We start from the raw sequence: 23151 nt of genomic DNA, 5'->3' as shown, positions 1-23151 counted from the left end.
CGTTCCGTTACTGGTGGGTGACGACGATCAGACGCAGCGCGTCCAGACGCCATCCGGCCTGCGCCAGCGCATCCATCACCTGCTGACGGTTGCTTTCGATCGCCGCCAGTTCGTCGTCACGGATGTTCGGGTTCACCGCCTTCAGCGCTTCCAGACGCGACAGCTCCGCCGTCAGCTTTTCATCGGCTTCGTTACGCGCTGCGTCGATCAGCCCCTGCGCCGCTTTGGCGATCTGCGCTTCGCCCTGTTGCAGAATGGCGTGAACGTCCTGCTGCACCGCGTTGACCAGTTTGCTGCCGGTGTGGCGGTTGACCGCGCTCAGCTGGCGGTTGAAGCTTTCAAATTCCACCTGGCCGGCGAGGTTGTTGCCGTTTTTATCCAGCAGCAGGCGAACCGGGGTCGCCGGCAGGAAGCGGTTAAGCTGCAGCTGCTTCGGCGCCTGCGCTTCGACGACGTAGATCAGCTCCAGCAGCAGGGTGCCGACCGGCAGCGCCTTATTCTTCAGCAGGGAAATGGTGCTGCTGCCGGTATCGCCGGAGAGGATCAGATCCAGACCGTTGCGGATCAGCGGATGTTCCCAGGTGATGAACTGCGCATCTTCACGCGACAGCGCCACGTCACGCTCGAAGGTGATGGTGCAGCCGTCTTCCGGCAGGCCCGGGAAATCCGGGACCAGCATATGGTCGGACGGGGTGAGGACGATCAGGTTTTCACCGCGGTCGTCCTGGTTGATGCCGACGATATCGAACAGGTTCATCGAGAAGGCGATCAGACTGGTGTCGTCATCCTGCTCTTCGATGCTCTCCGCCAGCGCCTGCGCTTTCTCGCCGCCGTTGGAGTGGATCTCCAGCAGACGGTCGCGGCCCTGCTCCAGCTGCGCCTTCAGGGCGTCATGCTGTTGGCGGCAGGATTTGATCAGATCGTCAAAGCCGTCGGTGGATTCTGGCGCCGCAAGATAGTTGATCAGTTCATCATGGACGCTGTCGTAGACGGTGCGGCCGGTCGGGCAGGTATGTTCGAAGGCATCGAGCCCTTCGTGATACCAGCGCACCAGCACCGACTGCGCGGTCTTTTCCAGGTATGGAACGTGGATCTGGATATCGTGCGCCTGACCGATACGGTCGAGACGGCCGATACGCTGCTCCAGCAGATCCGGGTTAAATGGCAGGTCGAACATCACCAGGTTGCTGGCGAACTGGAAGTTACGTCCTTCGGAGCCGATTTCGGAGCACAGCAACACCTGCGCGCCGGTGTCTTCTTCGGCAAACCACGCCGCGGCGCGGTCGCGTTCGATAATCGACATCCCTTCATGGAACACCGCGGCGCGGATGCCTTCGCGCTCGCGCAGCACCTGCTCCAGCTGTAGCGCGGTGGCGGCTTTGGCGCAAATCACCAGGACCTTCTGCGAGCGATGGCTGGTCAGATAGCCCATCAGCCACTCGACGCGCGGGTCGAAGTTCCACCAGGTGCCGGTATCGCCTTCAAATTCCTGATAGATCTGCTCCGGATAGAGCATGTCGCGCGCGCGCTCTTCCGCGGTTTTGCGGGCGCCCATGATGCCAGAGACCTTGATGGCCGTCTGGTACTGGGTCGGCAGCGGCAGACGAATGGTGTGCAGCTCGCGTTTCGGGAAGCCTTTCACTCCGTTACGGGTGTTCCGGAACAGCACGCGGCTGGTGCCATGGCGGTCCATCAGCATCGAGACCAGCTCCTGGCGCGCGGCCTGAGCGTCTTCGCGATCGCTGTTGGCAGCCTGCAGCAGCGGCTCGATATCCTGCTCGCCGATCAGATCGCCAAGGGTATTGAGTTCGCTATCGCTCAGCGTGTTGCCCGCCAGCAGCAGGGCGACGGCATCGGCGACCGGGCGGTAGTTTTGTTGTTCTTCAACAAACTGGGCAAAATCGTGGAAGCGGTTTGGATCCAGCAGACGCAGGCGCGCAAAGTGGCTCTCCATCCCCAACTGTTCCGGCGTCGCGGTCAGCAGCAGGATGCCCGGCACGCGCTCGGCCAGCTGTTCAATGGCCTGATATTCACGGCTCGGCGCCTCTTCGCTCCACACCAGGTGGTGCGCTTCGTCGACCACCATCAGGTCCCATTCGGCGTCGCACAGATGCTCCAGGCGCTGTTTGCTGCGGCGCACGAAGTCTAAAGAGCAGATCACCAGCTGTTCGGTTTCGAACGGGTTGTAGGCATCGTGCTGCGCTTCGGCGTAACGTTCGTCGTCGAACAGCGAGAAACGCAGGTTGAAACGGCGCAGCATTTCCACCAGCCACTGGTGCTGGAGGGTTTCCGGGACCACAATCAGCACGCGCTCGGCGGCGCCGGAGAGCAGCTGCTGGTGGAGGATCATCCCGGCTTCGATGGTTTTACCTAAGCCCACTTCATCGGCCAGCAGGACGCGCGGCGCGTGACGACGGCCCACGTCATGGGCGATGTTCAGCTGATGCGGGATCAGGCTGGTGCGCTGGCCGCGCAGGCCGCTCCACGGCATGCGGTACTGCTCGCTCTGGAACTTACGCGCACGGTAGCGCAGGGCAAAGCGGTCCATACGGTCAATTTGACCGGCAAACAGGCGGTCCTGCGGCTTGCTGAACACCAGTTTGCTGTCGAGCAGCACTTCACGCAGAGTCACGTTCGCTTCCTGGGTGTCCAGGCGAGTACCGGTGTAGGACAGCAGCCCGTTCTCTTCATTCACTTTGTCAACGTGGAGCTGCCAGCCTTCATGGCTGGTAATGGTGTCGCCCGGGTTAAACATCACGCGGGTGATCGGGGAATCGTTGCGAGAGTACAGACGGTTTTCGCCGATGGCGGGGAAAAGGAGAGTGACCATGCGCGCATCCAGCGCTACCACCGTCCCTAATCCTAGTTCGCTCTCTGTGTCGCTAATCCAGCGTTGACCAAGTGTAAAAGGCATATGTGTTCGGCTCTTTGTTCTTTAATTGCAGGCAATAGTTGATCATCTCCATGAATAATCGGAGATGCGTCAAAATTGGGGCCAGGAATGGAAAGGGCGCTATATTACTGGATGGAGGAACGTTCGTCACCTCCTCCGCACCCTTCATTTTTCGGCTTTTGTGCCTGCGGAATGAGTGAGAAAAAATTAAAATAGCCCCAGCTGTCCTGTCACTATTGTAGCAAAGTCATCGTTGACGAAGGGCAGGATCCCTTCCGCCACCGGCTGCAACTGCTTTGTTAAATAGTGATCGTAATCGAGCGGCGACTGCTGGTAATCCACCGGCTCCGGGCCGCTGGTGGTCCAGACGTATTTGATGGTGCCGCGCTGCTGATACTGCTGCGCCCGCCCAAGCTTCACGTTGTGTTCATCCGCCAGCCTCGCGGCGCGCACGTGCGGCGGCACGTTACGTTGATACTCGGCCAGCGGTCGGCGCAGGCGCTTGCGATAAACCAGCTGCTTGTCGAGTTCGCCATTCATCAGCCTGGCGATAGTCTCCCGCACATAATCCTGATACGGCTGGTTGCGGAAGATGCGCAGGTATAACTCCTGTTGAAACTGCTGGGCTAGCGGCGTCCAGTCGGTGCGTACCGTCTCCAGCCCCTTGAACACCATGCGCTGGGCATCGCCCTCCTGAATCATCCCGGCATAGCGCTTCTTGCTGCCGGTATCGGCGCCGCGGATCGTCGGCATTAAAAAGCGGCAGAAGTGGGTTTCATACTCCAGCTCCAGGGCGCTGGTCAGCTGGCTTTTACCAAGCTCCTGCGCCCACCAGGCATTGACGTCGCTGACCAGCTCGCGGCCGATCTCCGCTGCCTGTGCTTCGCTGTGCGGGCGTTTCAGCCAGACGAAGGTGGAATCGGTATCGCCGTAGATAACGTCGTAGCCTTTGGCTTCAATTAGCGCTTTGGTCTGGCGCATGATCGCGTGACCGCGCATGGTAATCGACGAGGCGAGACGCGGGTCGAAGAAGCGGCAGGCGCTGGTGCCCAGCACGCCGTAGAAGGCGTTCATGATAATCTTCAGCGCCTGGGAGAGCGGCTTATTATGCTGGCGTTTGGCTTCATCGCGGCCGTGCCAGATCTGCCCGACGATGCCGGGCAGGCAGTGTTTGTCGCGCGAAAAGCGGGCGCCGAGGAAGCCCTCGATGCTGTGCTGATCATCGGGCTGCGCCATGCCTTCCACCAGGCCGACCGGATCGATTAGAAAGGTACGAATAATCGACGGATACAGGCTTTTATAGTCCAACACCAGCACCGAGTCATACAGACCGGGGCGGGAGTCCATCACGTAGCCGCCGGGGCTGGCTTGCGGGGGGACGTCGCCGAGGTTCGGCGCCACGTAGCCCAGGCGGTGCATGCGTGGGAAATAGAGATGGCTGAAGGCGGCCACCGATCCGCCGTGGCGATCGGCGGGCAGACCGTTAACCGTCGCCCGTTCGAGCAGAAACGGCATGATCTCCGTTTTGTGGAAGATCCGCGTGACCAGCTCGCAATCCTGCAGGTTATAGATCGCCAGCGCCGGTTTGTCTTCATGGAAGCGGCGATCGATCTCGTCCATCCGATCCCACGGGTTGTCAATGGCTTTACCTTCACCCAGCAGTTCGCGGGCCACGGCCTCCAGTGAAAAGGAGGAGAAGTTCCAGAACGCGGATTTTAGCGCGTCGATGCCGTCGATAATTAGCCGCCCGTTGGCCTGGGCGAAAAAGACGCCGTTCTTAAAACCGTGCTCACGCCACTCCAGCTCGCTGTTGCCGCGGCCGAGACGCAGCGGGATACGATAGCGCTCGGCGTGCTTTTGCAGGACCCGCAGATCGAACTGCACCACGTTCCAGCCGATCAGCACGTCAGGGTCGTGTTCGGCAAACCAGGCGTTGAGCTTTTCCAGCAGCAGGGGACGGCTGGCGATGAAGACCAGCTCGAAGTCGACGTCTGGCGGCGTTTCCGGTTCGGGGCCCAGCATGTAGACCACCCGCTGGCCGCAGCCTTCCAGACCGATGCAGTACAGCTCGCCGTGGCGGCTGGTTTCGATATCCAGCGACACCCATTTCAGCGGCGGGCGATAGTCAGGGTTCGGTTTCATGCGCGCGTTGACCAGCTGTGAGCCGCGCGTTTCGCCTTCTACCCACACCGGGGCGGTGATAAAGCGCTCCATCAGGTAGCGCTCCGGCGGACGGATATCACCCTCGTAGACGGTGACGCCGCTGTCGCGGAGCATCTTCTCCAGACGCATCAATTGACGATGGGCGCGACAGTAAAGGCCGACAACCGGCTGCCGGTGGAAATCTCTCAGGGTCAGTGGAGCGAAGCGGAAGCCTTTCTCCCCCTGCAGCAGCCGTTCAGCCTGCGCCTGCTGCGCTTCGGGGATAAAGGCAACGGACTCCTGCGGCGGCAGCGTGACCTGCAGCGGGCCGTCGTCGGTGGCCAGCCAAAAGGAAAGCTCGCTGCCCTGCGGGGTGTCCCGCCAGTGACGGGTGAGTAAAAAACCTGCTCGTGGCTGGGTCACGGGTATTCTCGCCGATAAAAAACCAGGCCTGATTATAGCCTGGTTTCATGATGGATGCTGGGGTTTTATACAGGTATTCGGCGCTAAGGTGGCCCCGGATTGCGGCTTGCGCCTTATCCGGGCTACCAGACGGTGGCGAGCAGGGTGATTATTGGCCGTAGTAGGCTTTGGCCCCGTGCTTACGCAGATAATGCTTATCTAGCAGCGTCTGCTGCATATCCGGCAGCTGCGGCGCCAGCTGGCGACAGAAGATGCCCATATAGGCGATCTCTTCCAGCACGATGGCGTTATGCACCGCGTCTTCGGCATTCTTACCCCAGGCAAACGGGCCGTGGGAATGCACCAGCACGCCGGGCATCTGCGCCGGGTCGATTCCCTGCTGACGGAAAGTTTCGACAATCACGTTGCCGGTTTCCCTCTCATATTCGCCGTTGATCTCCGCATCGGTCATCAACCGGGTGCAGGGAACCGGGCCATAGAAATAGTCAGCGTGGGTGGTGCCGGTCGCTGGAATGGATTGCCCGGCCTGCGCCCAGATGGTGGCGTGGCGCGAATGGGTATGCACAATACCGCCCAGCGTCGGGAAGGCCTGATACAGCAGGCGATGAGTAGGGGTATCCGACGAGGGCTTCTTGTTGCCTTCCACCACCTCGCCAGTCTCCAGACTGACCACCACCATATCGTCGGCGGTCATCACGCGGTAATCCACGCCGGAGGGTTTGATAACCAGAACGCCCTGGTCGCGGTCGACGGCGCTGACGTTGCCCCAGGTTAAGGTCACCAGATTATGCTGCGGCAGCGCTAAGTTGGCTTCCAGAACCTGGCGTTTAAGATCTTCTAACATAGTGTGCTCCGAATAGCAGGCGAGTCGGGTATCCCTCACCCCGACCCTCTCCCGGCGGGAGAGGGAGAAAGGCGGCATGGCGCCCTGACGGTATCCTCTCCCCAACGGGGAGAGGGAAAGGGTGAGGGGACGGCCTCTTAGCGTTTTGAACCGTAATACACTTCATTCCAGCGCAGCGCGTCCTTGAAGGACGGCAGACGGGTATCGTTGTCGATGACCGTCAGCTCGATATTGTGCAGCTCGGCGAACTGGCGCATATCGTCGAGATTCAGCGCATGGCTGAAGACGGTATGGTGCGCGCCACCGGCGATGATCCAGGCTTCCGAAGCGGTACGCAGATCCGGCTGCGCTTTCCACAGAGCGTTGGCCACCGGCAGCTTCGGCAGATCGTGCGGCGTCGGGACGGTTTCAATGGTGTTGACCAGCAGACGGAAGCGATCTCCCAGATCGATCAGGCTGGCGACAATCGCCGGGCCGGTCTGGGTATTGAAGATCAAACGCGCCGGATCCGCTTTGCCGCCGATACCCAGCGGCTGGACGTCGAGGATCGGTTTCTCAGCGGTAGCGATCGTCGGGCACACTTCCAGCATATGCGAACCGAGCACCAGATCGTTGCCGTTGTCGAAGTGGTAGGTGTAATCCTCCATAAAGGAGGTGCCGCCCTGCAGACCGGTTGACATCACCTTCATGATGCGAAGCAGAGCGGCGGTTTTCCAGTCGCCTTCACCGGCAAAGCCGTAGCCCTGCTGCATCAGGCGCTGCACGGCGAGACCCGGAAGCTGTTTCAGGCCGTGGAGATCTTCAAAGGTGGTGGTAAAGGCGTGGAACCCGCCCTGCTCGAGGAAGCGTTTCATCCCCAGCTCAATGCGCGCGGCGTCCAGCACGTTCTGGCGCTTCTCGCCGTGAACCTGCGCCGCCGGGGTCAGACGGTAGGTGCTTTCATATTCATCGACCAGCGCGCTGATATCGCCGTCGCTGATGCTGTTGACCACCTGCACCAGATCGCCGACCGCCCAGGTGTTCACTGAGAAGCCAAACTTGATCTGCGCCGCGACTTTATCGCCGTCGGTCACCGCCACTTCGCGCATGTTATCGCCGAAACGGCACACTTTCAGATGGCGAGTATCCTGTTTGGAGACCGCCTGGCGCATCCAGCCGCCGATGCGCTGGTGGGCTTCTTTATCCTGCCAGTGGCCGGTGACCACGCTGTGTTGCTGGCGCATACGGGCGCCGATGAAACCGAACTCGCGGCCGCCGTGCGCGGTCTGGTTCAGGTTCATAAAGTCCATATCGATGCTGTCCCACGGCAGCGCGGCATTGTATTGCGTATGGAACTGCAGCAGCGGCTTATTGAGGATGGTCAGGCCGTTGATCCACATTTTTGCCGGCGAGAAGGTATGCAACCAGACCACTAACCCGGCGCATTTGTCATCGTAGTTGGCGTCGCGGCAGATATGAGTGATCTCGTCCGGGGTGGTGCCCAGCGGCTTAAGGACCAGTTTGCAAGGCAGTTTGGCTTCCGCATTCAGGCTGTTCACCACATGTTCGGCATGCTTCGTCACCTGGCGCAGGGCTTCCGGGCCGTACAGATGTTGACTGCCAATAACGAACCATACTTCATAGTTATCAAAAATCGTCATTTTCGTATCCTTAATGGGTGAGCGCTGCCTGAGATTGCGGGGCTTTTTCCGCCTTTGCAGCCGAAGGGAGATAGTGTTGTTCAGCGCTGACCGACCACTGCTGGTAGCGCTGATAGAGTTGTTCGAAACGTTGCGCCTGCGCCGGGCGTGGCTGCAGGGTGGTTTCCACCTGGCTTGCCATCCGCTGCTGGGCGGCGGGAATATCGTCATAGACGCCGGCGGCGACGGCGGCGAAGATAGCCGCCCCCAGCGCACAGCACTGATCGGAGGCGACAATCTGCAGCGGGCGGTTCAGCACATCGCAGCAGGCCTGCATGATGACCTGGTTTTTCCGTGCGATACCGCCGAGGGCCATCACGTTGTTAACCGGGATCCCCTGCTCGGTGAAGCACTCCATAATGGCGCGGGCGCCAAAGGCGGTGGCGGCGATGAGGCCACCGAACAGCGCCGGCGCGTCGGTCGCCAGGTTAAGATCGGTGATCACCCCTTTCAGACGCTGGTTGGCATTCGGCGTGCGGCGGCCGTTGAACCAGTCGAGCACCACCGGCAGGTGATCGAGGGACGGATTATTGGCCCAGGCTTCGGTGAGCGCCGGCAGTAACTGTTTTTGGCTGGCTTTGATTTGCTCGCGCAACGCCGGCTGCTGCTGAGCCAGTTGTTCCAGCGGCCAGCCGAGAATGCGGCCAAACCAGGCGTAAATATCGCCGAAGGCGGACTGGCCTGCCTCCATGCCGATAAAGTGCGGAACCACGCTGCCGTCAACCTGCCCGCAGATACCTTTTACCGTGCGCTCGCCGACGCTCTCTTTATCGGCAATCAGGATGTCGCAGGTGGAGGTGCCGATGACTTTCACCAGCGCGTTAGGTTGCGCCCCGGCGCCAACGGCGCCCATATGGCAGTCGAAGGCGCCGCCGGAGATGGCCACGGTCTGCGACAGACCCAGACGCTGGGCCCACTCTGCGCTCAGCGTGCCGACCGGCACATCGGCCGTCCAGGTATCGGTGAACAGCGGCCAGGCCAGATGCTGGTTAATGATGGGATCAAGCTCATCGAAGAAGCTGGCCGGCGGCAGACCGCCCCAGCTTTCGTGCCACAGCGATTTATGTCCGGCGCTGCAGCGGCCGCGGCGCAGATCCTGCGGACGGGTGGTGCCGGAGAGCAGGGCGGGTACCCAGTCGCAAAGCTCTACCCACGAGGCGGCAGCCTGGGCGACGGCGCTATCTTCGCGGGTGACGTGAAGGATTTTGGCCCAGAACCATTCGCTGGAGTAGATACCGCCGATATAGCGCGAGTAATCCTCTTTGCCCGGCTGGTGACACAGGCGGGTGATCGCCTCGGCTTCCTCGACCGCGGTGTGATCCTTCCACAGGACAAACATGGCGTTAGGGTTGTCAGCGAATTCTTCGCGCAGCGCCAGCACGTTGCCCTCGGCATCAACGGGAGCCGGGGTTGAGCCGGTGCTATCGACGCCAATGCCCACGACGTCGGCGCGCTGTTCGGCGCTCAGCGAAGCGAGCACGCTTTTCAGCGCCGCTTCCATGGACTCGATGTAATCTCGCGGGTGGTGGCGGAACCGGTTGTTAGCCCCATCGCAATACTGTCCTTCCCGCCAGCGCGGATACCACTCTACGCTTGCCGCCAGCTCTGCGCCGGACGCGCATTCCACCGCCAGGGCGCGGACTGAGTCACTACCAAAGTCGAGGCCAATCGCAATTGCCATCTTGTTACTCCATGCAGAAATCATTCATGCAGCAACAGTAGATATCCCCGGCAAAATCCGTCAGGCCGGATTCGCTAATCTTATGGATTATTTTGCTGTCACCTCGCAAAGTGTGACGCCGTGCAAATATTCGATGTGGACTTTCCTGCCGTATTTATAGACACTTTTGTTACCCGGTATATCACAGTGGAATGCACGCTGCTGGCGCTTTTTCGCTTACCGTGCGGCTTTTTAGCGAAATTCCCACCGCCGTCGCAGTCGCGACAGGGCCGAGAGCGATAAAATGATGAATATGGACAATTGGTGTCACTAATACCTTCGGGGAGAACCACGCGTATGGCCGAAACGCAAAACGATCCGCTGCTGCCGGGCTACTCTTTTAACGCTCATCTGGTCACCGGCCTCACGCCGATTGAGGCGCAGGGATACCTGGATTTCTTTATCGACCGCCCGCTGGGCATGAAAGGCTATATTCTCAACCTGACGATCCGCGGCGAGGGTGTTATCAACAACCACGGCGAGCAGTTCGTCTGCCGGCCGGGTGATATGTTGCTGTTCCCGCCAGGGGAAATCCATCACTACGGCCGCCATCCCGACGCCAGCGAGTGGTATCACCAGTGGGTCTACTTCCGGCCACGCGCCTACTGGCACGAGTGGCTCAACTGGCCGACGATCTTCGCCCAGACCGGCTTTTTCCGTCCGGATGAACAGTGGCAGGCGCGCTTTGGCGAACTGTTCGGCCAGATCGTCGATGCCGGGCAGGGGGCGGGGCGCTATTCCGAACTGCTGGCGATAAATCTGCTGGAACAGCTGCTGCTGCGGCGCATGGAGGCGATCAACGAATCGCTGCATCCGCCGCTGGATAACCGGGTGCGCGACGCCTGCCAGTACATCAGCGACCATCTGGCGGACAGCCATTTTGATATTGCCAGCGTCGCCCAGCACGTCTGCCTGTCGCCCTCGCGTCTGTCGCACCTGTTCCGCCAGCAGTTGGGGATCAGTGTGCTCGGCTGGCGGGAAGATCAGCGCATCAGCCAGGCCAAACTGCTGCTGAGCACGACACGGATGCCGATCGCCACCGTCGGGCGCAACGTTGGCTTTGAAGATCAGCTCTATTTTTCGCGCGTATTTAAAAAATGCACCGGCGCCAGCCCGAGCGAATTCCGTGCAGGATGTGAATAAAAAGTAAAGAAAGTGAAATGATGACCCGCTTAAATATCACAGCCAGTAAACTATTAAGACAATTGGTGGCTTGACGAGGGCGCGATGGCTCCGGAGAATCCGGGCTTCGTTTTTTAACCGGGTACATTATGCAAGCATTGCTGGAACACTTTATCACCCAATCCACGGTCTACTCGTTGTTAGCCGTGATGCTGGTGGCCTTTCTCGAGTCGCTGGCGCTGGTGGGGCTTATCTTACCCGGAACGGTGATGATGGCCGGCCTTGGGGCGCTTATCGGCAGCGGTGAGGTTAACTTCTGGCAGGCGTGGCTGGCGGGGATTGTCGGCTGTCTGCTGGGCGACTGGATCTCATTCTGGCTCGGCTGGCGCTTTAAAAAGCCGCTGCACCGCTGGTCGTTTATGAAGAAAAACCGTGCCCTGCTGGAGAAGACCGAGCATGCGTTGCATCAGCACAGCATGATCACCATTCTGATCGGCCGCTTTGTTGGGCCGACGCGACCGCTGGTGCCGATGGTCGCCGGGATGCTCGATCTGCCGGTGGCGAAGTTTGTGCTACCGAATATTATCGGCTGCCTGCTCTGGCCGCCGCTCTATTTCCTGCCCGGCATTCTCGCCGGGGCGGCGATTGATATTCCGGCCGATGAAAACAGCGCCAGCTTTAAATGGCTGCTGTTGGGGGCGGCGCTGCTGGCCTGGCTGGCAGGGTGGCTGTGCTGGCGGCTGTGGCGGAGCGCGAAAACCTCAGGCGATCGCCTGACCCGCTGGCTGCCGCGCGGCCGACTACTGTGGCTGTCACCGCTGATGGTGGTGGTCGCCGCGACGGCGCTGACTCTGGTCTGCCGCCATCCGCTGATGCCGGTCTATCTGGCGATCCTGCACAAGGTTATTGCGCGCTGATGCCCATCAGATGTGAGGCGCTGCTGTTGCCGCTTAACAGCTCGGCGGTGGCGCCATCCCAGACAATCCGCCCTTCGGCGACCACTATCGAGCGCGGCGCGATGCGCGCGGCATCTTCCACGCTGTGGGAGACCATCAGCAGAGTGAGCTGCTGCTGCTCGCAGACATCGGCGACCAGGGACAGCATCTCCTGACGCAGCGCCGGGTCAAGCGCTGAGAAGGGTTCATCCAGTAACAGCACCGGCTGCTGGCGCACCAGACAGCGGGCCAGCGCCGCGCGCTGCCGCTGACCGCCGGAAAGCTCGCCCGGCAGGCGTTCCAGCAGCGCATCAATTCCCATCTGTCCGGCCATCGCCGCCACCTGCGCCTGCTGCTCGCGGCTCAGTTTCAGGCCCGGGTGGATCCCGAGGCTGATATTCTGCCGAACCGTGAGATGGTTAAACAGGTTATTCTCCTGGAACAGCATCGAGACCGGACGCTGCGCCGGCGGCGTCGCGTTATGCGCCTCGCCATTGATCCGCAGGCTGCCGCTGGCGGGCGGTAGAAAACCGGCGATCAGATTCAGCAGGGTGCTCTTTCCGGCGCCGCTGGGGCCGAGCACCGCGATGCGCTCGCCGCGCGCGACGTCAAGGGTAAAACGCATCGGCAGATGCTGGTACAGCCAGGTCACATCATTGAGTTTTAGCATCACGCCCCGGAAGTTTTTCAATCAGCGTAAATAATAAGAAACAGAGCAGCAGCAGGAGCAGGGCGGTGACGGCGCCGTCCTGGCTGCGGTAGGCGCCTATCTGCTGGTAGAGATAGAAAGGCAGGGTGCGGAACGCCTCGTTGCCGAACAGGGCCACCACGCCGAAGTCACCAATCGACAGCACGCAGGCAAAGGCGAGCGCCTGGGCCAGCGGGCGCCGGAGGGCGCGAAGCTCAACCACCCGCAGCCGCGTGAAGCCTTCAATACCCAGCGACTGGCACAGCATACTGTAGCGAGCGGTCACGTCGCGCATCGGGTTTTCCAGCACTTTAAGCGCGTAGGGGATCGCCATCAGGGCATTGGTGAAGATGACGATGCCGTCGGCGGACTCCGGCAGTCCGACGCTGTTACTGAGCAGCAGAAAAAAGCCAGTGGCCAGCACAATCCCCGGCATGGCAAGGATTAACATGCCGCTCAGCTCCATCGCCTGCCCGGCCAGCGGCCGCTGGCGGGCGCGCAGCTCCCGGCTGCTCCACAGCAGCATCATCGTCAGGGTTACGCTCAACAGCCCGGCGGCGATGGCGATGCGCAGAGAGGTACTCAATGCCTGCCAGAGCGCCGGCTGCGCCAGCACGTTCAGCATGTTGCGGTTGATCCCGTCGACGATGACCGCCAGCAGCGGCGGGAGCAGCAGCAGCAGGGCGGCGCCGATCAAGAGTCCGTCGCTCAGGCGGCTGTGCAGACGATCGTCAGGGTCGCGCCAGCCGCGGACATGGCTGACGCCGATAGCCACCGCTTTACTGAGGCGCTGGCTGAGCAGCACCAGCCCCAGGCAGCAAAGCATCTGGATCAACGCCAGCATTGCCGCGCGCGCCGGATCGTAGTCAAAGCTCAGCGCCTGGTAGATAGCCAGCTCAATTGTGGTGGCCTTCGGGCCGCCGCCCAGCGACAGCACGGTGGCGAAGCTGGCGAAGCAGAGCATAAAAATCAGCGCAGCGACGGCGGGAATGTGCCGGCGCATCCACGGCCATTCGACGAGGCGGAAGAAGGCATAACCGCGCATGCCAAGCTGGGCGGCAATTTGCCGCTGTTCACCAGGGATACTCTCCAGCGCCTGCAGCAGCAGGCGGGTGGCCATCGGCATATTGAAAAAGACGTGCGCCAGCAGGATGCCCTGCAGACCGTAGGGCGAGAAATCCCACTGCCAGCCGAGCGCGTGGAACAGCGCGGCGATCCACCCCTGGCGGCCATAGACGCTGAGGATGCCGAACACCGCCACCAGCACCGGCAGGATTAGGGTCATCGCGCACAGGCGCAGCAGCAGCGTGCGGCCCGGGAAGCGACGCCGGTAAAGGGCGCGGGCGAGAAAGATGGCCGGCACCACCGAGAACAGCGCTGACAGCGACGCCTGCCAGAAGGAGAAGCGCACCACGTGCCACAGGTAGCTATCGCTGAAGACCGATTGCCAGCCCGCGCCGGGGGCGCTAAACCACAGCGCCAGAAACGCCGCCAGCGCGACGGCGCAGAGCAGGGTGGCGGCAAAAAGGCCCGGCAATAGCCCGCGAAGGTTTAGCGGCTGACGGCGCGTTGCCATGCGCTAATCCAGGTCTGACGCTCGCTGGCGACCTGCTGCGGGGTAAACGCCAGGGTGGTCTGCGGCTTCACCAGGGTATCAAACCCGGCCGGCAGCGCGACCTGAGTCACCGGATACATCCAGTTCCCGGTGGGGATGGCGTTCTGGAAGCCAGGCGAGACCATAAATTTGAGGAACTTCTCCGCCAGTTCCGGCTGCTTGCTGGCGGCGGTACGCGCGGCAACTTCGACCTGCAGATAATGGCCTTCGGCGAAGCTCGCCGCCGCATAGTTGTCTTTCTTCTCTTCAATAATGTGGTAAGCCGGCGAGGTGGTGTAGCTTAAGACCAGGTCGCTTTCCCCTTTCAGGAACAGACCGTAGGCTTCACTCCAGCCCTTGGTGACGGTGACCGTTTTCGCCGCCAGCTTCTGCCAGGCCTCGGGCGCTTTATCGCCATAGACCTTTTGCATCCACAGCAGCAGGCCCAGCCCCGGGGTGCTGGTGCGGGGATCTTCGTAGATGACGCGCCATTTCTGCGGGCTCTCAACCAGCTCTTTCAGGCTTTTCGGCGGGTTAGCCAGTTTATTTTTGTCATAGACGAAGGCGAAATAGCCGTAATCGTAGGGGACAAAGGTGTCATTATCCCAGCCGCCCGGCACGCTGACCGCGCTGGCAGGAACGTGGCTTTTGGCGAACAGTTTACTCTGCGCCGCGGCTTCCAGCAGGTTGTTATCCAGGCCAAGCACGATGTCGGCCTTGCTATTCTTGCCTTCCATGCGCAGGCGATTCAGTAGCGAAACGCCATCTTCCAGGGCGACGAACTTCAGTTCGCAGCCGCAGTCCGCTTCAAAGGCTTTTTTGACCGCCGGGCCGGGGCCCCAGTCGGCAGAGAAGGAGTCATAGGTATAGACGGTGAGGACAGGCTTAGCCAGAGCGGGCATGGCGACCAGCGCCAGCAGCGGGAGTAATTTTTTCAACACTTTGCACCTCAGAAAAAAGGGGTGGCAAAGGATTTTGAGTGAGCCTCAAATCCCTTCGCCGGCGTTATCCGGATCAGGTTCGACGGGTATTTTCTCAGCCCATACGCTTCATCCTTCAAGCCGCATCTGCGTTAGCTTCGCGCGTTCACCCCAGTCACATAGTTATCTATGCTCCAGGGGATTCACCCGCTTGCTGCCTTGATGCAACTTGAATGATATTGCGTATGTTTATTAGCACCCCGTTGAGAACGGCCTTAGTGTAATGATTTTGTCAGATGACGGAAAGCGCTTACGGCTCCGGCGGCGCAAACCACGCGGATTTAAAGTCGAACCAGCCGAGGGTGTTCATCCGTACGCCGCGCATACTGCGCTGCCCCTGAATCATCAGCCAGTGGTGGATCAGCGGCACGATATGTTGCCCGGCCAGCAGCCGCTGGCTCCAGGTGGCCGGATTAAACTCTCCCGCGCGCCAGCGGCAGGCGTCTGCCTGCCAGTCAATGGGGATGCAGCGCTGAATGAGCGGGACTTCGTACAGATAGGCGAAGAGTGAGAATTCGATCGGTAAGGTGAAGTTAACGCTGTTGAGCCAGATATCGCTGACCACCTCGCCGCGATGCCAGGCATCATACTCCAGCTCCTGGATCTCCAGTTTTACCTGATGCGCTGCCAGCAGGTCGCGCATAATCCCGCCGATCACCCGATGTTCGACGTGATCGCGGTAATAGGTGAGGGTGACGGTCTCCAGCCCCGCCGGCTTCTCGCAGGCGTGGTTGCTGGCGTGATGCCAGCGCGGCAGCAGGCCGTAGGCGGGAAACCAGTTGCCCTGGTAGTGTTCGCCCGCATGGTAGAGCAGGTTGGCGGGCTGAAACAGATAGCTTAACCAGCGACGCACCGCGTCGTTGGCCCCCAGCGGGCTTCGCGAGTCGAACAGCAGGTAATAGCAGCCCTCTTCCAGGCGACTCTCCACCGCTTTTTCGCTTTCGGTATTGCCCTGCAGCGTCAGGCCGCCATTGGGCTCTTCACTAATTTCCGGCAGCACCCAGACGTTCACCTCATCGATCAGCGCCCGGTAGCCAAAATAGTCTTCAAAGGCATGGATCTTGAGCTGGTTCTGATTGTTACGCACCACGGCATAAGGGCCGGTGCCGACCGGCATGGAGGAAAAGTGGTTCATGGTCTGCCACTCCTGCGGCAGCACCATCGCCGGCACCTGACCCAGCAGCCAGGGCAGCCAGCGGTCGGGCTGGCGCAGATGAATATCCAGGGTCCAGGCGGTGGGCGATTCGATGCGTTCGATATGTGAATAGAGCGGCAGGGCATTGCTGCGCTGCAGAGAGGCGATCACATCCGCCATCTCCAGCTCACGGCCGTGGTGAAAATGGATGCCCGGGCGGAGGAAAAAGCGCCAGTGGGTGGGGGTCAGCTGCTGCCAATGGTGGGCAATATCGGCTTCCAGTTCCCCATTTTCCTCATTTACCCGCGTCAGGGCGCTGAAAATTTGCCGGGCAATATGCGTTTCCGAACGCCGCAGCGCACTGCCGGGCAGTAAATTCTTCATCGGACGGTAGTAGAGCACGCGCAGGATATGGCGTCCCTGGCGAAAGCTGCGGCCAAGATGAGAGATCAGCATCTGGCGGACGGCGGCCTTATCGCCGACCAGCTGCACCAGCTGATCGATGCGATCCTGCTCGAGGAGATCTTCGGCACGCTGCTGCTGCAGGGCGAGGCCGGTATAGAGAAAGGTCAGCCGCGAACGCTTGCCGCGACCTGCCTCCGCCTCCCAGGCCAGCCAACCGCGGGACTCCATCATATTGAGCAGGGTGCGCATATGGCGACGCGAGCAGCTCAGCATTTCCGCCAGCTCGTTGAGGGTGGTCTCCTGCGACTTGCCGTCGCAGCACTGCCATAAGCGGATGAACTGTTGTTGCAGACGGCTGGAAGACATAAAAGGGGAACTCCTGCGCAAAACTCAGCAATTTATTACTCCCCATATTAAGCCAATAATGAATCCCGATGAAGCGAGGAGGTGAATATGATGAGGTCTACCGCAAAATCGTTCTACCAGCGCTATTTTTCTGCGACGCAGGATGCGTCCTGGCTGGCCCGCCTGATGGCAGGACGACAACAGGAAATCCTGGGAGAACTGATGCAGTGGGGAGTGACGTCAAAGGCCTCTGATCATTGACTTGCAGACATCATGTGTGACTGAGCATTGGTGTTATACTCGTCGTTTTTCACGCTGCAGGGGCGTTGGCCGCGACCGCTCGTTTCGCTGTCGATGCGCTCAGGGCCTGACGTTCTGGCCACGCTCACCCTTTCAGGGCCAGCACAAGCGCTGTGCAAAACGGTTAACCGTTTTGTCCTGCAACATGAAACCCATAGAGTATAGAATCACCCGCCAGCAGAAATCCTCTGCTGGCTTTTTTCGTTTACTTCGCGTGTGTTAAGGACATTCCATGCTGTGGTTGATGACGATGGGACGACGGCTAAACGGCGTGTATGCCGCCTTTATGCTGGTTGCTTTTATGATGGGCGTGGCGGGCGCGTTGCAGGCGCCGACGTTGAGTTTGTTTCTCAGCCGCGAAGTAGGGGCGCAGCCGTTCTGGGTGGGCCTGTTCTACACGGTAAATGCCATTGCCGGGATCCTGGTGAGTCTGGCGTTGGCTAAGCGCTCTGATAGCCGCGGCGATCGGCGGCGGTTAATTATGCTCTGCTGCCTGATGGCGGTGGGCAATGCGCTGCTGTTTGCCTTCAACCGTCACTACCTGACGTTAATTACCTGCGGGGTGATGCTGGCGTCCATCGCCAATGCCGCCATGCCGCAGCTCTTCGCCCTGGCCCGGGAGTATGCCGACAGCTCGGCGCGGGAAGTGGTGATGTTCAGCTCGATCATGCGTGCCCAGCTGTCGCTGGCGTGGGTGATTGGCCCGCCGCTGGCCTTTATGCTGGCCCTCAATTATGGCTTTACCACCATGTTTTCCATTGCGGCGGGCATCTTTGTCATTAGCCTGGCGCTGATTGCCATCAAGCTGCCCTCGGTCCCGCGGGTGGAACAGCCTTCGGAAGAGGCGGCGGCGCTGGTGCAGGCCGGCGGCTGGCAGGATAAGAACGTGCGCATGCTGTTTATCGCCTCCACGCTGATGTGGACCTGCAACACGATGTATATCATTGATATGCCGCTGTGGATCAGTAACGATCTCGGTCTTCCCGACAGCCTTGCCGGGATCCTGATGGGCACTGCCGCCGGACTGGAAATACCGGCGATGATCCTCGCCGGCTACTACGTGAAGCACTTTGGTAAACGTAAAATGATGGTGGCGGCGGTCGCGGCCGGTGTGCTGTTTTATGCCGGGTTGATTCTGTTTCATGGCCGTACGGCGCTGCTGGCCCTGCAGCTATTTAACGCGGTCTTTATCGGTATTATCGCCGGGATCGGTATGCTGTGGTTCCAGGACTTAATGCCGGGTCGGGCGGGGGCGGCGACCACCCTGTTCACCAACAGTATTTCCACCGGCGTGATCCTCGCCGGCGTGATGCAGGGGGCGCTGTCGCAAAGTTATGGCCACGCCAGCGTCTACTGGACAATCGCCGCGATTTCGCTGGTGACACTGTTTTTGACCAGCAGGGTGAAGGATATCTGACAATCTGCCTTGCCCCGGCGAGCCGCGTCGCCGGGGCAAGCTGACTACTCCAGGACGATACGCTTGATATCGCCGATGATAAAAATGTAGGCAATCACGCCGATCAGCGCCGTCAGGCCGACATAGATCAGCGCGTAAAAGAAATTACCCGTTGCGGAGATAATCACGCCAATTATCAGTGGCGCAATAATAGATGCCATATTGGCGCAAAAGTTAAATATGCCGCCGGTGAGGCCTGCCATATTTTCCGGGGCAATATCAGAAATTAAGGTCCAGCCCAGACCGACCATCCCCTGGCCAAAAAATGCCACCGACATAATAATGATAACGGTGCTGTTAGCGCTTACCCAGTTCGCCGCAATAATACAGCTGGACAGTAGTAAACCGGAAATTATTGGTAACTTTCGACTGATGTTGACGGAGCCGGTTCGCTTCAGCAACCGGTCCGAGATCCAGCCGCCGAAGAGGATGCCGATCGCGGCGGCGAGGAAGGGCCAGGTGGCGAAAAATCCGACGTGAAGCCAGGGAAGATGGCGCTCGTTGGCAAGATAGCTGGGAAACCACGTCAGGAAAAACACCAGCGTGGTGTTCCCGGCGAACTGGCCCAGACTGGCGCCTACGATCTGACGACAGCCCAGCAGACGCCTGGCGTCACGCCAGTTAAATGGAACGTTCTGGATTTTATTGTTAATGTTGTTTGCGCCGATGTAATCCAACTCTGCTTTATTAGCCGTGCGTGATTCATGCGGTTCGTGATAAAAACGCCACCACACCAACGTAAATAAAATACCTAATCCGCCGGTGAGAAAAAACAGCGTTCTCCAGCCATGGTGTTCGAGGATTAAAAATAACAGCGGCGAGAAAGCGGCCAGCCCTATATATTCGCCAACTGTATATGTTGCCGTCGCCCGCGCGCGCTCATGCTGGGGAAACCAGGTGCTGACGATGCGGCTGTTGGCCGGAAAGCAGGGCGCTTCGCTGACGCCAAGCCCCAGGCGCAGGAGGAGCAGGGTTTTCAGCCCGAGGGTAAAACTTTGCAGCAGAGTAAACAGCGACCAGAAGAAAATAGACAGGGTATAGGTGAGCTTGTTACCAAAACGGTCTAAAAATACCCCGCCAGGGATCTGCGCCAGCGCATAGGTCCAGGCAAAGGCGGAGAAAATGATGCCCATCATCGCTGGATCGATATGAATTTCCTGGGTTAATTGTGGGGCGACAATACCCAGGATGGTGCGATCGAGATAATTGATCATCGTTCCGACGGACAACAGCAGTAAAATAACTATCCGAACGCGGCTTCTTTTTTTCGTCCCCGATGAGGAAGTGAGGACTTCCTGAGAGTTTGACATACTCATAGCGAGTTCCTTTAAAGTTTAAAATATTTTTGCATATATTCGCACATGCAAAAACATCTCCAGGAACTATAGATAGTATCTATGAATGGCAACGCTTTGTTGCACATTCATACGCTTCACAAAAGAATATTTGATGTAACGCCGATATTTACCCGCTCTCGCACATTATTGGTGGCTTGCATGGTATATTAGCGTCAGTGCATTTATTCTTATATTATACGGGCAAAAATAATGAACCTAAAGCAACTTTATTATTTTAAACGTCTGTCTGAAACCGAACATTACACCGAAGCCGCCTCCAGTCTGTGCATCACCCAGCCCTCGCTAAGCCATGCGATATCGGAGCTGGAGAAGGAGTTAGGGGTCGCGCTGTTCGCCAGACAGGGACGGAACGTTAAAATTACGCAAAACGGCAAGCGTTTTTTGCCGTATGTCGAAGATGCGCTGGCCTCGCTGGAGAATGGCCGGATGACATTACAAAAAAATGGCGCCGAGAATAAAGAGAATATTCGCATCGCCTTTATTTACACGATGGGCGAATATGTTGTTCCGCAGTTAATTAATCAATATTCTCTTTCACCTGAATGTCACAACGTTACTTTTTCTTTTACTCAGGGGACATCGCTGACCCTATTGCAGGAGCTGAAAGCAGGCAAAGTCGATCTGGCGATTTGCTCTTATATTGCGGATGAGCCGGATATCGATTTTATTCCTGTTATTCAGCAGGAGCTGGTGGTGGTCACGGCGAAGGATCATCCGTTGGCCCGCCTGTATGAACATGAGGTCGATCTGGTAGAGACGATTCATTATCCCTATATCTATTTTTCAGAGAATAGCGGTTTACGTCCGTTTATCGATAATGTGTTTATGCAGCAAAAGCTGGTGCCGGAGATCGCCTGCTACGTGGATGAGGATACCGCGATGGCCGGGCTGGTCAGTATTGACTATGGGATCGCGATTATGCCGCGGATCTCTGCGCTCTCCTATTACAACGTTCACATCCTGAAGATTAAAAACACCATCCCCCCACGCTATATCTATCTGGCGACAATGAAAGATCGGTTACTTTCCCCGGCGCTACAGTCATTTAAAAATGTGGTTATCCACGACAGCCAGAATCTCTGTTAGCGGATGGCCCGGAGATCGCCTCCGGGCCATTCGGGCATCAGGAGAGAATATCCATCACTTCACGTAGTTTGGCGATGGCGATCTGTCCTGGCGCAGAAGCCTGTCCTACGGTACCGAAGGTCATCGCCGAGCCGAATAAGCGCCCGGTCACCCGGCTAACGCCACCGGATTTGCCCATCGACATGGTAATCAGCGGGCGAGTGGCATATTTTTCTTTCATGGTCAGCGTAGCGGCAAGCAAGGTCAGAACGTCCTGCGGCGACTGCGGCATCACCGCGATCTTCGGCAGGTCGGCGCCCAGATCCTGCATGCGGCGCAGGCGATAGATAATATCTTCCTGAGCGGGAGTCTTGTGGAAATCATGGTTACTCATGATCACCTTGACGCCCGCGGCATGCGCATCGTCAACCAGCGCGCGGATCTGCGCTTCATCATTGAATAGCTCGATATCGATAACATCAACCAGTCCGCTGCGCGCGGCTTCGCGATTGAGCGCGAAGTACGCTTCGTCGCTGATCTCGGTTTCGCCACCTTCTTTCTTGCTGCGGAAGGTGAACAGCAGCGGGAGCGCTTTCAGCGCGCCACGGATTTCCGCCAGCGCGGCCATCACCTGGGTCATGTCTCTGACCTGGGTAAAGTGGTCAACGCGCCATTCGATAATATCGGCGCCGGCATCGACCAGACCATGGGCGTTACCCAGTATCTCATCGAGGGTTTTGCCGATCAGCGGTACACAAATGAGGGTTTCCCCTTCCTGAAAGGTGATGTTCTTTACGGTTACTGCATTTGTCATGTAGGTATCCATTATTGTTCGCGTTGAACCTCAGGCGGTGACTGCGGTGCGGGACACTTTTTGCGCCGCCCGAGCCTGCAGTTGACGATAGCCGATGTACAGGGCGATCACAAAGCCGATCACGGCGATTGCAAAATCAAACCACATAATGCTGGCAATACTGATCTGCGAAAGCTTTGCGGTGATCAGGGGGATTGTGAAGCTGGCGATACTGCCGGCGGTGTAGAAGATCCCGGTTGCTTTGCCTTTTCCGTTCGGGAAACTCATCGCCATGATTGTTGCTCCCAACTGCAGTACCCCGCCGGCGGCGGCAAAGCCGATGATAAAGGCGAAGCCGGTGACCATCATCGGCGTCGGGAACAGGCACACCAGCAGCAGCGAAATCATCGACAGGCCAGTATAGATGATCATGGCGATGGCTGAGCTGAACACCTCTTTGACGAAGGCGGCGGTCACGAAGACGCAGACCAGCGAACCGACGGTATAGATGCTAAGCAGTTTAATCGCCGAGGCGTAGGGCAGGCCGACCACGAATTGACCGTACTGCGCCAGCCACTGGCTGACCAGATAGAAGGTTGCCATGCCAATGTAGCCGTACAGGGTGAAGATCACCATATCCAGCTTATTAGCCTGCGGCCGGGCAGTTGCCTCCGCCTGCGCCGTAGGGGCCTCCTCTTTTTTCGCCGACTGGCTATCCGGGAATGGCATTTTGAGCAGGTAGATGCCGCTCAGGACAAACAGTCCCGCCGCAATGACGAACGACCAGCCGAACCACAGATTCGCCCAGATCAGGAAGCTGATAATGAATGGCAGCAGGAACTGTCCGGCGGAAACGAAGGCTTTGATCAGCACGTTGGCCCGGCTGGCGGAGTGCGGGAAAGACTCCATTAGCGCCGGATAGGTTCCGGAGTCGAGGAAGCTATTCGCCAGGCCCGCCATAATGCCGAAGACGTAGGCCAGATAGATATTTTTAGTCAGCAGGATGCCGACGAAGAAGATCAGATAGCTGAGGATCCCCAGATAAATAAAAGGCTTACGGCCAAAGCGATCCGACAAAAAGCCGGTCACAATGGTCGCCAGCTTGCCGATACCTAACGAGGAGATAACGATGGATACGCCAGCAGCGTCTGTTCCCCACTGTTCCTGAAGATGGGCCATGTTGAGGGTGATTAAGAGCACCCCCATGCCGTGAATCAGGTAGTTGAGATACAGCCCTGCCGCAGTAGGGATGTATTTATTTTTCATCATTCGCC

At 58.9% G+C, this 23151-nt stretch carries 17 protein-coding genes and 1 riboswitch; of the genes, 5 read left to right on the top strand and 12 right to left on the bottom strand.

Features of this window, described 5'->3' with window-relative positions:
- Positions 1-7: 7 nt before the first annotated feature.
- From rapA to araB, 5 genes are all read right to left on the bottom strand, one after another.
- On the bottom strand, positions 8-2914 hold the full coding sequence (rapA, locus tag NKJ21_RS14025; protein ID WP_008807464.1) for an RNA polymerase-associated protein RapA: 2907 nt from the start codon (positions 2912-2914) through the stop codon (positions 8-10).
- 186 nt (positions 2915-3100) lie between these two features.
- On the bottom strand, positions 3101-5458 hold the full coding sequence (polB, locus tag NKJ21_RS14020) for a DNA polymerase II (RefSeq protein ID WP_155011022.1): 2358 nt from the start codon (positions 5456-5458) through the stop codon (positions 3101-3103).
- A gap of 148 nt (positions 5459-5606) precedes the next feature.
- Positions 5607-6302: an L-ribulose-5-phosphate 4-epimerase gene (araD, locus tag NKJ21_RS14015; RefSeq protein WP_109909975.1), complete on the bottom strand. Its 696-nt coding sequence runs from the start codon at positions 6300-6302 to the stop codon at positions 5607-5609.
- A 137-nt stretch (positions 6303-6439) separates the two neighbouring features.
- Positions 6440-7942 (bottom strand): L-arabinose isomerase, encoded by a 1503-nt coding sequence (gene araA / locus NKJ21_RS14010; protein ID WP_254732948.1) that lies wholly within the window; start codon positions 7940-7942, stop codon positions 6440-6442.
- A 10-nt stretch (positions 7943-7952) separates the two neighbouring features.
- Entirely contained in the window at positions 7953-9662 is a 1710-nt protein-coding gene (gene araB / locus NKJ21_RS14005) for a ribulokinase (protein ID WP_012968947.1), read from the bottom strand.
- Between the two features lie 336 nt (positions 9663-9998).
- Between araB and araC the strand changes: the two genes are divergently transcribed.
- On the top strand, positions 9999-10844 hold the full coding sequence (araC, locus tag NKJ21_RS14000) for an arabinose operon transcriptional regulator AraC (RefSeq protein WP_004204301.1): 846 nt from the start codon (positions 9999-10001) through the stop codon (positions 10842-10844).
- Positions 10845-10972: 128 nt separating this feature from the next.
- Positions 10973-11740 carry a DedA family protein gene (locus tag NKJ21_RS13995; RefSeq protein ID WP_008807458.1) on the top strand — a complete coding sequence of 256 codons (768 nt, stop codon included), beginning with the start codon at positions 10973-10975 and terminating at the stop codon, positions 11738-11740.
- Here NKJ21_RS13995 and thiQ read toward each other — a convergent pair.
- The 4 genes from thiQ to sgrR all read right to left on the bottom strand — a co-directional run bounded on the left by thiQ (position 11727) and on the right by sgrR (position 16926).
- A complete protein-coding gene (gene thiQ / locus NKJ21_RS13990; protein ID WP_023322058.1) occupies positions 11727-12428 on the bottom strand; it encodes a thiamine ABC transporter ATP-binding protein ThiQ in 702 nt (233 codons plus the stop codon). The genes NKJ21_RS13995 and thiQ overlap by 14 nt on opposite strands.
- On the bottom strand, positions 12412-14022 hold the full coding sequence (gene thiP, locus NKJ21_RS13985) for a thiamine/thiamine pyrophosphate ABC transporter permease ThiP (protein ID WP_039102840.1): 1611 nt from the start codon (positions 14020-14022) through the stop codon (positions 12412-12414). The genes thiQ and thiP overlap by 17 nt, the downstream gene beginning before the upstream one ends.
- Entirely contained in the window at positions 13998-14981 is a 984-nt protein-coding gene (thiB, locus tag NKJ21_RS13980; RefSeq protein ID WP_016160289.1) for a thiamine ABC transporter substrate binding subunit, read from the bottom strand. Before thiB ends, thiP begins: the two co-directional genes overlap by 25 nt.
- Before the next feature lie 32 nt (positions 14982-15013).
- Positions 15014-15233: riboswitch (TPP riboswitch) on the bottom strand.
- 37 nt (positions 15234-15270) lie between these two features.
- A complete protein-coding gene (gene sgrR / locus NKJ21_RS13975; protein WP_008807454.1) occupies positions 15271-16926 on the bottom strand; it encodes an HTH-type transcriptional regulator SgrR in 1656 nt (551 codons plus the stop codon).
- Positions 16927-17013: 87 nt separating this feature from the next.
- Between sgrR and sgrT the strand changes: the two genes are divergently transcribed.
- Both sgrT and NKJ21_RS13965 read left to right on the top strand, forming a co-directional pair.
- On the top strand, positions 17014-17166 hold the full coding sequence (gene sgrT, locus NKJ21_RS13970; protein WP_012542866.1) for a glucose uptake inhibitor SgrT: 153 nt from the start codon (positions 17014-17016) through the stop codon (positions 17164-17166).
- 271 nt (positions 17167-17437) lie between these two features.
- Entirely contained in the window at positions 17438-18622 is a 1185-nt protein-coding gene (locus NKJ21_RS13965; protein ID WP_239270622.1) for a sugar efflux transporter, read from the top strand.
- Positions 18623-18666: 44 nt separating this feature from the next.
- Here NKJ21_RS13965 and NKJ21_RS13960 read toward each other — a convergent pair whose 3' ends face one another.
- Complete coding sequence (locus NKJ21_RS13960) at positions 18667-19977, bottom strand: MFS transporter (RefSeq protein ID WP_023339586.1); 1311 nt, start codon at positions 19975-19977, stop codon at positions 18667-18669.
- Positions 19978-20208: 231 nt separating this feature from the next.
- On the opposite strand from NKJ21_RS13960, the gene NKJ21_RS13955 reads away from it, so the two are divergent.
- A complete protein-coding gene (locus tag NKJ21_RS13955) occupies positions 20209-21105 on the top strand; it encodes a LysR family transcriptional regulator (RefSeq protein WP_012542863.1) in 897 nt (298 codons plus the stop codon).
- Positions 21106-21142: 37 nt separating this feature from the next.
- On the opposite strand, the gene aroD is transcribed toward NKJ21_RS13955, so the two are convergent.
- Positions 21143-21898, bottom strand: coding sequence for a type I 3-dehydroquinate dehydratase (aroD, locus tag NKJ21_RS13950; protein ID WP_012968942.1), 756 nt, complete (start codon positions 21896-21898; stop codon positions 21143-21145).
- Between the two features lie 30 nt (positions 21899-21928).
- A complete protein-coding gene (locus NKJ21_RS13945) occupies positions 21929-23143 on the bottom strand; it encodes an MFS transporter (RefSeq protein ID WP_012542861.1) in 1215 nt (404 codons plus the stop codon).
- Positions 23144-23151 lie beyond the last annotated feature (8 nt).

The organism is Klebsiella sp. SWET4, from assembly GCF_024296565.1.
Classification (GTDB): Bacteria; Pseudomonadota; Gammaproteobacteria; order Enterobacterales; family Enterobacteriaceae; genus Klebsiella; species Klebsiella variicola.
Note: the sequence above shows the minus strand (reverse complement) of the source record. Positions and strands in the feature narration are given on the sequence as shown.